Raw genomic sequence first — 11,991 nt, forward strand, 5'->3', positions numbered from 1 at the left:
CGTTACGCTCCCGGCATGTACCACGTACTGCAGCTGACCTATACCCAACCGCTCGATGTCGTGGACGCTGTCCGCCCCGCGCACCTGGAGTGGCTCGATGGCGAGATCGCGGCAGGCAACCTGTTGATCAGTGGCCGCAACGAGGCCGGCACCGGGGGCGTGCTGGTCACCGGCGATATCAGCGCGCAGGACGCCGAAGCCCTGATCGCCGCCGACCCTTACACCACGGCCGGGGTCGCCGAATACACCCGAATCGGGTTCAACGCGGGCCGCAAGGCGGAGATAATCCCATGAGCGATAAGGGTTTTCCCGAGAATCGCTGGGGCAATCCGGACAGTGCGCTGTCGCGGGTCGCGGCCAAGTTCGCCGCCACCAAACCGGGTTCGTGGACCATCCGGAAACTGACGCCACTGGACCGGGCCGTTATGGAGCGCACCGGCAGCAGATACACCGTGCTGGGCCCGCTGGGCTTGTCGACGCTGCTGCTGACCACGACGGGTCGCAAGTCTGGCCAGCCTCGGGTCTCTCCGCTGCTTTATCTGCACGATGGTGACCGAATCGCGCTGGTGGGCAGTAATTTCGGCCAGGAGAAGCACCCCGCTTGGACCACGAACCTGCTCGCCGACCCGCGCGCCAAGGTGACACTGGCCGGCCAGACCTTCGACGTGATCGCAACCCTTGTCCAGGGCCCCGAGCGCGACGACTACTACCGGCGCTTCGAGGCGATGCTCGAGGTGTACTCCGCGTACAAGGGCCGCACCGGACGTGAGATCAGGGTTTTCACCCTTGAGCGCACCCCGTAAAGCTATCCGTTACCGGTAGTATCCGTACCTTAAGTACCGGTTCTGAACTGGTAATTTACAATCAACTTGCCGCAAATGCTCCCATTTGGGCCCATATTGGGCTAACGTTCCCCGCAGTCCGCGGAAGGATGGAACGTGATCCAGGAACGCTTAGACATCACCGTCGCAGCCCGGCCGGAAACCGTCCTTGAGGTACTCAAGGACGTTGAGTCCGTCGACAGTTGGCTACGGCCACACCTGCCGACGTGGCCACCGGTCACCAGCACCATGACCGTCGTCGAATCGTTCGACGACGGCTCACCACGGCTGGTGCGAACGGTGAGCTCCACGCTCGGAATCTCCGACGACTCCCTGACCGAGTACGAGTGGTATCCCGACGGCTGCCAGCTCACGCTGCTGGAGAGCAGAACCCTGCGCCACAACATCAGCAGGTTCACCGTCATCCCCGACGAGCCCGAATCCCGGCTGACCGCCGACATCTCCCTGGATCTCAAGATCCGGTTGCCGGGCCTGCTGGAACGCCAGCTCAAGAAGACTCAGGTCGGATTCGTCCGGAGCTTCCAGCGGGCACTTGCCGAGGAATCGGCACGACGAGAACTGAATTCGTAGCTGAGTTCAACGCGAACCCGCATCGACGACGCGGCGTTTCACGGAGCGCAGCACGTGATTGGTCGCCAGCACGTGTCCGCGGGTGCCGATCACCAGCGCGCGGTAGATCCGGCCGCGCACCCCGGGAAAGTCCGCGTACGTCTGCGCGCGCAGACGGGTAGTGCCGCCGCAGTCGTCATCGAGCTCAAACACTAGTTTGTACCGCGAAAAACGATGCCGCCCAGTTAAACTCAGACGTTGTTCGGGGTCGATGCGGTCTACCGCGAAGCCCGCACGCGGACGGGTGCCCAACACAGCGCCGAGCGGATTGCGCTCGGCGGATCGTAAGACCGCGTCCACGTAGCGCCGCAAACTCTCCCACACCTGCCCCCGCGGCGCGTCGATACGAATCGCATGCTCGTCAATATAGGATAGATGTTCCATATTCCAGATTTACCAGAATTAGGACGAATATTCCAGATGGCTCCTGAACGCAAACACACCAGCGATGCCATCCTTGACGCGGTGCGATCACTGCTGCTCGACGGCGGCCCCCGCGCCGCGACCATTGCGGCGATAGCGGAAGCCTCGGGTGCACCACCGGGGACGCTCAATCACCGCTTCGGCAACCGCGAGGCCATCATGTCGGCAACGTGGCTACGTGCGGTTGAGCGCTTTCACCAGCACGCCCTCCATGCGTTACGCACCTCCGCCGATCCTGTTGAAATTGCCGTGGCACTAGCCCTTTCGGTGCCCGCCTTCGCGCGTGCATACCCCGAGGACGCCCGGTTGCTGCTTTCCCTGCGCAGTGCCGACGTCCTGGGTACCGACGCGGGCTCCACGCTCGACGAGATGAACGAGCCACTGTTCACCTCCGTGCGGGATCTGACGCGGGCCATCTACGGCCGCACCGATGCGCGCTCACGCGACCGGCTCACGCGGGCCGTGGTGGACTTGCCGTATGCCGCAGTACGCCGCCACATGCCCGCCCTGCCCGCGTGGCTCGAAGAAGATCTGGCGGACGCGGTCCGCACGCTCTTGGCAGCGCGGTGACTGAACCCGGGCACCACCGGCTCACCGCGCCGGCACTCATGCTCGTCAGCGGCACCTCCCTGTACATCGGGGCGGCGGCCGGAGTCAGCCTGTTCCGCTGGCTCGACCCGGTGAGCGTGGCCTGGCTGCGGATATGTGGTGCGGCGCTCGTGTTCCTCGCCATCGCCCGGCCTGCGGGCTCGGCCTGGCGGGGCCGGGCGTTGTGGTGGGCGGGGGGCTTTGGCGTGGTCACCGCGCTGATGAACATGTCGTTCTATCTGGCCATCGACCGGCTGCCGTTGGGCACCGCGGTGGCGATCGAATTTCTGGGGCCGATCGTCGTGGCCGCCGCCGGTTCACGGTCCCTTCGAGACGGCTTCTCGGTACTGGCCGCGCTCGTCGGCGTGGTCCTGATCGCCGATGTACAGCTTTCCGCCGAGCCCGTGGGAATGGCCTTCGCACTACTGGCCGCGTTGTTCTGGGCCGGGTACATCGTGCTTGGAAAACGTGTTGCGCTGCAGGGCAACCCGGCAGACTCGCTAGCGGTGGGCTTCACGGTCGCCATGATCGTGACCGCCCCGGCCTTGGCTATGGGCATCGCCGGCATCCACGGTCAGGTACCCGTCGTTCACATCCTCGTCCTGGGACTCCTGATGGGTGTGCTCTCCAACGTCATCCCTTACGGGCTCGATCAGGTGATCCTGCGACGGGCTGGACGAAGCCATTTCGCGGTACTCCTGGCGCTTCTCCCGCTCTCCGCGACCGCGATCGGTGTACTTGTCATGCACCAGATCCCCAGCACACCAGAACTTTTCGGCATCCTGGCAATCGTGGTAGCGGTGGCCGCACGCCGAGACTCCCTGCCGAGCGAGCTCCCTGGCACGTAGCACGCGGAACATGCTAATTTGGCCATATGACCAACTTGGTCGATCGGCCTAATTCGGAGCGTGGTGGCCGGCGACGCGCCCAACTCGTGCAAGCCGGGGTCGAGCTGCTGTGCGAGGGCGGATGGCCGGCGGTGACCACCCGAGCAGTCGCCGCGCGTGCGGATACCAACCCCGGAGTCATCCATTACCACTTCGGCGGACTGCCGGGCCTGCACTGCGCCGTCGCGCGCCAGACCTGTGAACTGGTGATCAGCCCATTGGTGACGATGTTTCTCGATGCTCCCGATACACGCACCGCCCTGCGCACGATGCGTGACGCACTCCCTCAGACTGCGAGTGACGACCACACGATGCGTCTGGCAGTTGAACTCATCTCCGGGGCGACCCGCGATTCCGCGTTGGGTTCGGCGCTGGCCGCCAAGCTCAAAGAGGTACGCGCGGAGATCGCAGACCATGTACGGATCCGTCACCCCGAGTGGACCCGGCGCCGCGCGGCCGGGATGGCGACGTTGATCATCGCCTTCATGGACGGCCTGGTGCTGCACCACTCAGTCGATCCCAATATCGAAACCGCCGAGGCATTTTCACTACTCGAAAGCCTGCTGGACGTGCAATGAGCCGAACCGATCCAGCTGAAGGGAGAGTGTCGTGAGAAAGATCCAAAAACCTAATCCGCCAACCGGTTTCCAGCGCCTGCTGTGGCGCCTCCCCATTACGTTGTTCCGGGCCCACCTCGGATTCCTGGTGAGCAAGAGACTGATGTTGGTCACCCATGTGGGCCGCTCCTCCGGTCGGCCGCGGCAGGCCGCGCTGGAGGTGGTCGAGCGCAGGGACGACGGCAGCATCATCACCGCGTCGGGATTTGGCACGGCCGCGGACTGGTACAAGAACATCCGCAAGACACCCGAGGTGACGATTCAGGTGGGTAGCCGCGTTCACGGTGCGCGAGCAACCTTGCTGTCCACCGAGGAGGGTGGAGAGATCATGGCGAACTACGCGATGAAGCGTCCGCGGTTGGCGAAGCGACTGAGCCGTGTGATGGGTTTTGAGGTCGACGGCTCCGTCGATGACTATCGCGCGGTGGGATGCGCCATACCGTTCGTGAGGTTCGTACCCGCGCCGTAACCGCGTTGCCAGGACGCGCTCAGTCTGTGCCCGTACACTCCGCGGTCAACTGGATAGTGACTGATTCGGAGGACATTGATCGATGAAGACGGCGACCGACTGGGGCACGGAGGTATGGCGATCGCTCAGCTGGATCGCATGGGTATGGCCTCTCACTTTCGTCTGCTTTGTAGCGGTCGCCTTCTTATTGGTAAGACTCACTCAGTGGGGTCGCCAGTTCTGGAGGATCAGCAGCGGCTTCTTCACTGGCAGTGAAGCACGTCTCACCTGGACCTACCTAGCGGTGCTATTGCTATCGGTGGTAGCTGGCGTGCGCCTGACGGTTGTCTTCTCTTACTACTACTTCGACATCGCGGCATCGATCCAGGCGATCTCCGGATCCCTCGCCAAAGACAAGGCAGGGATGCCCGAGGCCCGCGCCGCTTTCTGGCACGCCATTCGAATATTCGCCATCCTGGCCACCATTCACGTGGCTCGAACGATGCTCGACGTGTACATCTTGCAAGCCTTTATCATTCGATGGCGGGTATGGCTCACTGATCGCATCACGACCAATTGGCTGGACGAACGCGCTTTCTATCGATCAAGATTCATCGACAGCACGATAGACAACCCGGATCAACGAATCCAGGCTGATATCAACAACTTTGTCGCGATGTATGCGTCACCGGAAACTCTTCAAACATCGGGTGGTCACCTAGCGTTCGGCGCCGCGAAATCTGTGATCTCACTAGTCTCATTCACCATTATTCTGTGGCAGCTTTCAGGAACGATGAACATATTTGGCGTCACGGTGCCTTACGCGATGGTCTGGCTCGCCTACCTATACGTGATCGTCGGAACCCTCATCACATTCTGGATCGGCCACCCCCTCATCCGGCTCTACTTCCTCAACGAACGACTCAACGCCATGTTTCGGTATGCGCTTGTCCGCCTGCGTGATACCGCGGAGAGCGTCGCCTTCTATCGCGGTGAGCGCGCCGAAGCGCGTCAGCTCAAACAACGATTCGACGGAATCATTGCCAATTACTGGCGCCTAGTAGGCCGAGGCATCAGCTTCACTGGATGGAACCTCAGCGTCACCCAGGCCGCCGCGATCTTCGCCTACGTCCTTCAGGGACCACGGCTCATGGCCGGAGAGATCAGTTACGGTGCGCTGAGCCAGTCCAGCAATGCTTTTGGACAGGTGCACGACAACCTGTCCTTCTTCCGCAACGCGTATGACACATTCGCGTCGTATCGCGCCACCGTCAACCGGCTCGACGGTCTGCTCCAGGCCAATGAACAATCTCGCGAGCTTCCCTCACTCGACCCCGGCACCCAGGATGAGGGTGTCACCTTAGAAAACGTGTATGTCCGTAAACCCAACGGCGATACGCTCATCGATGATGTGAACCTGGAGCTCAACGCGGGCGATGCCCTTGTCATCAAGGGATCATCAGGCGGCGGCAAGACAACCCTGCTGCGCTCCCTTGCCCAGTTGTGGCCGTACACGGATGGCCATTGGAGCCGCCCCGGCGGTGAGCACGAGACTATGTTCATTTCGCAGCTGCCCTATATCCCGCTGGGGAATCTGCGTGATGCGCTCTCCTACCCTGCCGAGTCGGGAACCTTCTCCGACGACGAACTCCGCCAGATCCTGGAAAAGGTGTCCCTCGCTCACCTCGTCGACCGCCTCGACGAGGAGTCCGACTGGATCAAGGTGCTCTCCCCCGGTGAGCAGCAGCGCGTCGCCTTTGCACGCATCCTTCTCATCAGACCCAAGGTGGTCTTCATGGACGAGTCGACCTCGGCACTCGACGAGGGCCTGGAGTTCGCGCTCTACCGCCTTGTCCGCACCGAGGTGCCCGAGTGCACCGTCGTCAGCGTCAGCCATCGCAGCACCGTTGACCAGCATCACACCCAGAAATTGGAGCTGATAGGCGAGGGGCGCTGGGCGCTCTCTCCCATCGGACAGGAATAAGCGGGGCCGAGTAGGCTTTTAATCGGTAGCAATGTTAACTATCGCAAAAGGATGCATATATGGTCTCCGTGTCGGCTTATGCCGCGACTTCCGGTAAGGACCCCCTGGTCCCCACCACAATCGAACGTCGCGAGGTTGGTCCGCACGATGTCTTTATCGACATCAAGTTCGCCGGTATCTGTCACTCCGATATCCACACTGTCCGCGACGAGTGGGGCCGCGCCAACTACCCCATCGTCCCAGGTCACGAGATCGCCGGTGTTATCACCGAGGTCGGCTCCGAGGTAACCAAGTTCAAGCCGGGCGATCATGCCGGCGTCGGCTGTTTCGTCAACTCGTGCCGCGAGTGTTCGAGCTGCCTCGCTGGACTGGAGCAGTTCTGCGAGCGCGGCATGGTGGGCACCTACGGCGCCAAGGATCGTGACGGCACCCAGACCCAGGGCGGGTACAGCCAGGCCATCGTCGTGGACGAGAACTATGTGCTGCGCATCCCCGACAGCCTGCCGCTGGACGCGGCCGCGCCGCTGCTGTGCGCGGGCATCACCACTTTCTCTCCGTTGCGGCACTGGAACGCAGGCCCCGGCAAGCGCGTCGCTGTCGTCGGACTTGGTGGCCTCGGCCATATGGCCGTCAAGCTCGGCAAGGCGATGGGTGCCGAGGTGACGGTGCTGAGCCAGTCACTCAAGAAGATGGAAGACGGCCTGCGTTTGGGCGCCAGCCACTACTACGCCACCGCCGACCCGGACACCTTCAAGTCGCTGCGCAGCAGCTTCGACCTGATTCTCAACACCGTGTCCTCGAACCTGGACATGGGCAAGTACCTGGGCCTGCTGGGTGTCGACGGCACCCTGGTCGAATTGGGGTTGCCCGAGAACCCGATCGAGGTCCCCGGCTTCCCGCTGCTGACCAACCGGCGCAGTATTTCCGGTTCGTTGATCGGCGGCATACCGGAAACCCAAGAGATGCTTGACTTCTGCGCCAAGCACGGCATCGGGTCGGAGATCGAAGTCATTGACGCCAGCTACATCAACGAGGCCTACGAGCGCGTCGTGGCCAGCGATGTGCGGTACCGGTTCGTCATCGACACCGCCACTTTGTAAGTTTCATCCCGAGTACAACCGGTGACTGATGTCGTCGGGGTGCCGATGCTGAGGGGATGACCCGCGTCATCCGTTTCAACGCATTCGATATGAATTGTGTTGCGCACCAATCCCCCGGCCTGTGGCGGCACCCCGACGACCAGTCGTGGCGGTACAAGGACCTGTCCTATTGGACAAATCTGGCCAAGCTCCTCGAGCGCGGCCGCTTCGACGGACTGTTCATCGCCGATGTGCTCGGCACCTACGACATCTACGACGCCAGCGATGAGGCCGCCATCCGCCAGGCGGCGCAGATACCGGTCGCCGATCCCCTGCTCCTGGTCTCGGCGATGGCCCTCGTCACCGAACATCTTGGTTTCGGAGTCACCACGGGCACCGGATTTGAGCACCCATATCCTTTCGCGCGCAGGCTATCCACCCTCGATCACCTCACCGGAGGCCGGGTCGGATGGAACGTGGTCACGGGGTATCTGCCCGCCGCGGCGCGCAATATGGGACAGACCGACCAGCCCGCGCACGATGCCCGCTACGACCACGCCGACGAGTACCTGGAGGTGCTCTACAAGCTGTGGGAGGGCTCCTGGGAGGATGACGCCGTCGTTCGCGATGCCGCACGGGGCGTCTTCACCGACCCCGACAAAGTGCATCACATCGGCCATGAGGGAACACATTTCACCGTCCCCGGGGTGCACCTGGTGGAACCGTCGCCGCAGCGGACCCCGGTGATCTACCAAGCGGGATCCTCACCACGCGGGGTGCGCTTCGCCGCCGAGAACGCCGAGGCCGTGTTCACCGCGGCCCCCACCAAAGAGCTGCTACGCCAGACGGTGACCACCATCCGCCGCGAGCTTGAGCTCGCCGGGCGAGACCCCTACTCCGCCAAGATCTTCAACCTCACCACCGTGGTCACTGGCGAGAACTCCGAAGCAGCGCACGCCAAGCACCGCGAGCTGCTCAGCTACGGCAGCGCCGAGGGCGCGCTGGTGTTCATGTCCGGCTGGATGGGCGTGGATCTGGCCCGCTACGGCCTGGACGAACCCATCGGAAATGTGGACTCCAACGCGATCCTGTCGGCAGTCGCGGCGTTCCAGGCCGCCACCGACGATGGCAGGGAGTGGAAGGTGCGCGATATCGCCGAGTGGGGCGAGATCGGCGGGATGGGACCGCGAGTCGTCGGCTCGGGCACCGAGGTCGCCGACACCCTGCAGGAATGGGTGGAGGAAACCGATGTCGACGGCTTCAATCTGGCCTACGCGATCACCCCCGGCACCTTCGAGGACTTCATCGAGTACGTCGTCCCGGTGCTGACCGAACGTGGTGCCTACCAAAACGAGTACGCACCAGGGACATTGCGTCACAAGCTACTGGGCAGGGGTGATCGCCTCCCCGACGAGCACCGAGGTGCCCAGTACCGAATCGGCGGGCCGCTCTCGACGATTATCGATCGCCCCTCGACCGTTCCCTCGTCGTCGGGTTCCACAGCACCGGCACCAACACGCGGGCGGTAGATTTCCATGTATGAAGAGCAGCGTCAGGCTGGGTGTGTGCGCCTCAGTCGCACTGCTGTGCGCGACAACCGTTAGCGCTGGTTCCGCTGCCGCCGACCCGCCCCCGGGCTTCCCCGAGATCAGCGGGCTCCCCACCGTCGAGTCCCGGCAGTACTTCAGCGTCAAGGTCTATCGGTTCGCGACACCCGACGGCGTTTTGTGTGAAAGCGCCGGATGGAACCCGTATTTTCAATGGACCTGCATCGGACCTAAGGGCTCCGGGTCGGCGCAACTGGATCTGGGTAGCTATGCACGGAACAACGGCACCCCTGCGACAGTGGGCGAATCGCAGGGCAACCCCGACTTATCCCGCGTCCCAGTGCTACCCGGCAATCGCCAAGTCCGGATAGCCGCCACTGTGCACAACGACGACGGCAGCCAAACGACATTGACGTGTGCCACCCCAGCACCCAAGACCACGGCATGTTTGGTGGACGACCTCCGCGGTACACACGGATTCGTACTGAGCCCAGAACGCAACTGGGCGTTCTAGTTACGCGTTGAGCGCGGTGGAATCCACGCCGGCGAGCGGCCAGCCACCGGCCGCCAGGCGCGAGGCGACTCGCGAAATATCTTGAGCGGTCGGCTCATCCTTCGTCACATCGGTGATGAACTTCTCGATCTCATCCTGGCTCACCACACCATCGATCTGCGCGGACGATGCCGGATCGGTCAGCTTGGCGACCACTTCCTTGACCTGCTCCTCGGTCAGGGTGCGGCGCAGCAGCGCCAGCAGCGGGAACCGATCCGTGGGAGGTACCCCCTCCGGGTATCCGGCCGACAGCCAGGACAGGATCGAACCGATAATCGATGTGCTCGTCACGGTAATAGTGTCCCCGCAGCAGGTTCACAGCGCGAGGTGACATCAATACAGTTCACCGGCCGTTCATTTGTTCTCAGCGAACAGTCCCACAGAGGGACTGTTCGCCGACAGCAGGCCTAGAAGTCCCAGTCCTCGTCTTCGGTGTTCACGGCCTTGCCAATGACGTACGAGGAACCGGACCCGGAGAAGAAGTCGTGGTTCTCGTCGGCATTCGGCGACAGCGCCGAGAGGATCGCCGGGTTCACGTCGGTCTCCTCGCGCGGGAACAGCGCCTCATAACCCAGGTTCATCAGGGCCTTGTTGGCGTTGTAGCGCAGGAACTTCTTGACATCCTCGGTGAGCCCGACCTCGTCGTAAAGGTCTTCGGTGTAATCGGTTTCGTTCTCGTACAGCTCGTAGAGCAGGTCGTAGGTGTACTCCTTGATCTCGGAGCGGGTGGCCTCATCGACGCGCTCCAGACCCTTCTGGAACTTGTAGCCGATGTAGTACCCGTGCACCGCCTCGTCACGAATGATGAGGCGGATCATGTCAGCGGTGTTGGTGAGCTTGGCGCGACTCGACCAGTACATCGGAAGGTAGAAGCCCGAGTAGAACAGGAAGCTCTCCAGCAAGGTCGAGGCAACCTTGCGCTTGAGCGGCTCGTCGCCCCGGTAGAACTCCATGACGATCTCGGCCTTGCGTTGCAGGTTCGGGTTCTCCTCCGACCAGCGGAACGCGTCATCGATCTCACGCGTCGAGCACAGCGTCGAGAAGATCGAGCTGTAGCTCTTGGCGTGCACCGACTCCATGAACGCGATGTTGGTGTACACCGCTTCCTCGTGCGGAGTGATCGCATCAGGGATCAGGCTGACCGCGCCCACGGTGCCCTGAATCGTGTCCAACAGCGTCAGACCCGTGAAAACCCGCATGGTCAACTGCTTTTCGTGATCGGTCAGGGTGTTCCACGACGGGATGTCGTTGGACACCGGCACCTTTTCGGGTAGCCAGAAGTTACCGGTGAGCCGGTCCCAGACCTCGGCATCCTTCTCATCGGGAACCCGATTCCAGTTGATCGCCGAGACACGGCTGACCAGCTTCAGTTTTTCACTCACGAGACCACTCCTGGAGAACGTCGAACAGATTCGCGGGAATTCGCTGACTGTGGAACAGACACTACCCCTGGGGGCCGACATCGCGGCGCAACACAACGTGTTGTGGTTAAGCGTGTCGAACTCATTCGGCAGAATTCCCGGTGACACAAACTTGACACGTGTAAAGTCCGTGGTCATGGACAAAATCACGGGCAAGAACATCGCCATTACCGGTGCCGCACGCGGTATCGGTTACGCCACCGCCACCGCGCTGCTGCGTCGGGGCGCCCGGGTGGTGATCGGCGACCGTGATGTCGAGGCGCTCGGAGCAGCGGTCGAAGGCCTCAAAGAAGAAGGAAACGTCGATGCCCATCCCGTGGACGTGACCGACCCCGCCTCGTTCAAGCGTTTCCTGGAGGCCGCCGGTGCCGGCGGACCGGTCGACGTACTCATCAACAACGCGGGTGTCATGCCGATCGGACCGTTCCTGTCCACCAGCGACGGTGCGATCCGGTCGATGCTGGAGGTGAATCTGTACGGCGTCATCAACGGCTGCCGCCTGGCGCTTCCCGAGATGGTGGCGCGTCGTGGCGGTCAGATCGTCAACATCGCCTCGGTCGCCGGTTTGATGGCGGCCCCCGGCATGGCGGTCTACAACGCGTCCAAATTCGGTGTTGTCGGTCTGTCCCGCGCGCTGAGCGACGAGTTCGAGCCACAAGGGGTGCAGGTCAGCGCCGTACTACCGACCTTCACCAACACCGAATTGATCGCAGGCACCGATTCGACCGGCGCCCAGAAGCCCGTCGAACCCGAAGACATCGCCGCGGCCGTGGTGCGCATCATCGAAAAACCGCGCGTGCAGGTCACTGTCCCCAAGCCGCTGGGCGCCGTCACCACGATCGTCAACTCCCTGCCCACCAAGGTCCGCCGGTTCATGAGCAAAAAGACCGGAACCGATCGCGTGTTCCTCGATATCGACACCAACGCACGCAGCGCATACGAGAACCGTGCGGGTTCGAGCCTGGGTGTGACCAAGCCCGACGGCGAATAGAC

General features: G+C 62.6%; 15 protein-coding genes. 12 read left to right on the forward strand and 3 right to left on the reverse strand.

Annotation, left to right across the window (positions count from 1 at the left end):
• The first annotated feature begins 15 nt into the window (after positions 1–15).
• From BB28_RS16810 to BB28_RS16820, 3 genes are all read left to right on the forward strand, one after another.
• Positions 16–294 carry a YciI family protein gene (locus BB28_RS16810; protein WP_030097112.1) on the forward strand — a complete coding sequence of 93 codons (279 nt, stop codon included), beginning with the start codon at positions 16–18 and terminating at the stop codon, positions 292–294.
• On the forward strand, positions 291–803 hold the full coding sequence (locus BB28_RS16815) for a nitroreductase/quinone reductase family protein (RefSeq protein ID WP_030097111.1): 513 nt from the start codon (positions 291–293) through the stop codon (positions 801–803). The genes BB28_RS16810 and BB28_RS16815 overlap by 4 nt, the downstream gene beginning before the upstream one ends.
• Positions 804–938: 135 nt before the next feature.
• Positions 939–1,412, forward strand: a complete 474-nt coding sequence (locus BB28_RS16820; protein ID WP_046254318.1) for an SRPBCC family protein — start codon at positions 939–941, stop codon at positions 1,410–1,412.
• Between the two features lie 6 nt (positions 1,413–1,418).
• Here the strand turns inward: BB28_RS16820 and BB28_RS16825 are convergent, their stop codons facing one another.
• On the reverse strand, positions 1,419–1,835 hold the full coding sequence (locus BB28_RS16825) for a hypothetical protein (protein ID WP_046254319.1): 417 nt from the start codon (positions 1,833–1,835) through the stop codon (positions 1,419–1,421).
• Between the two features lie 36 nt (positions 1,836–1,871).
• On the opposite strand from BB28_RS16825, the gene BB28_RS16830 reads away from it, so the two are divergent.
• From BB28_RS16830 to BB28_RS16865, 8 genes are all read left to right on the forward strand, one after another.
• Entirely contained in the window at positions 1,872–2,444 is a 573-nt protein-coding gene (locus BB28_RS16830) for a TetR/AcrR family transcriptional regulator (protein ID WP_046254320.1), read from the forward strand.
• Positions 2,445–2,482: 38 nt separating this feature from the next.
• On the forward strand, positions 2,483–3,310 hold the full coding sequence (locus BB28_RS16835) for an EamA family transporter (RefSeq protein WP_419894527.1): 828 nt from the start codon (positions 2,483–2,485) through the stop codon (positions 3,308–3,310).
• Positions 3,311–3,336: 26 nt separating this feature from the next.
• Entirely contained in the window at positions 3,337–3,927 is a 591-nt protein-coding gene (locus BB28_RS16840) for a TetR/AcrR family transcriptional regulator (RefSeq protein WP_046254322.1), read from the forward strand.
• Between the two features lie 31 nt (positions 3,928–3,958).
• Entirely contained in the window at positions 3,959–4,435 is a 477-nt protein-coding gene (locus BB28_RS16845; protein ID WP_046254323.1) for a nitroreductase family deazaflavin-dependent oxidoreductase, read from the forward strand.
• A gap of 82 nt (positions 4,436–4,517) precedes the next feature.
• Positions 4,518–6,398, forward strand: coding sequence for an ABC transporter ATP-binding protein/permease (locus BB28_RS16850; protein ID WP_046254324.1), 1,881 nt, complete (start codon positions 4,518–4,520; stop codon positions 6,396–6,398).
• A gap of 59 nt (positions 6,399–6,457) precedes the next feature.
• Positions 6,458–7,498 carry an NAD(P)-dependent alcohol dehydrogenase gene (locus BB28_RS16855; RefSeq protein ID WP_046254325.1) on the forward strand — a complete coding sequence of 347 codons (1,041 nt, stop codon included), beginning with the start codon at positions 6,458–6,460 and terminating at the stop codon, positions 7,496–7,498.
• A 56-nt stretch (positions 7,499–7,554) separates the two neighbouring features.
• Positions 7,555–9,006, forward strand: a complete 1,452-nt coding sequence (locus tag BB28_RS16860; RefSeq protein WP_046254326.1) for an LLM class flavin-dependent oxidoreductase — start codon at positions 7,555–7,557, stop codon at positions 9,004–9,006.
• A gap of 10 nt (positions 9,007–9,016) precedes the next feature.
• Positions 9,017–9,538 carry a hypothetical protein gene (locus BB28_RS16865; RefSeq protein ID WP_046254327.1) on the forward strand — a complete coding sequence of 174 codons (522 nt, stop codon included), beginning with the start codon at positions 9,017–9,019 and terminating at the stop codon, positions 9,536–9,538.
• Here the strand turns inward: BB28_RS16865 and BB28_RS16870 are convergent, their stop codons facing one another.
• Both BB28_RS16870 and nrdF read right to left on the reverse strand, forming a co-directional pair.
• A complete protein-coding gene (locus BB28_RS16870) occupies positions 9,539–9,868 on the reverse strand; it encodes a DUF3349 domain-containing protein (protein WP_046254328.1) in 330 nt (109 codons plus the stop codon). It abuts the gene before it with no gap.
• A gap of 116 nt (positions 9,869–9,984) precedes the next feature.
• Positions 9,985–10,947, reverse strand: a complete 963-nt coding sequence (gene nrdF / locus BB28_RS16875; RefSeq protein WP_046255923.1) for a class 1b ribonucleoside-diphosphate reductase subunit beta — start codon at positions 10,945–10,947, stop codon at positions 9,985–9,987.
• Between the two features lie 187 nt (positions 10,948–11,134).
• Here nrdF and BB28_RS16880 point away from each other — a divergent pair, with 187 nt between their 5' ends.
• Positions 11,135–11,989, forward strand: a complete 855-nt coding sequence (locus BB28_RS16880; RefSeq protein WP_046255924.1) for an SDR family oxidoreductase — start codon at positions 11,135–11,137, stop codon at positions 11,987–11,989.
• The last annotated feature ends 2 nt before the right edge of the window (positions 11,990–11,991 follow it).

This window comes from Mycobacteroides chelonae CCUG 47445, from assembly GCF_001632805.1.
Classification (GTDB): Bacteria; Actinomycetota; Actinomycetes; order Mycobacteriales; family Mycobacteriaceae; genus Mycobacterium; species Mycobacterium chelonae.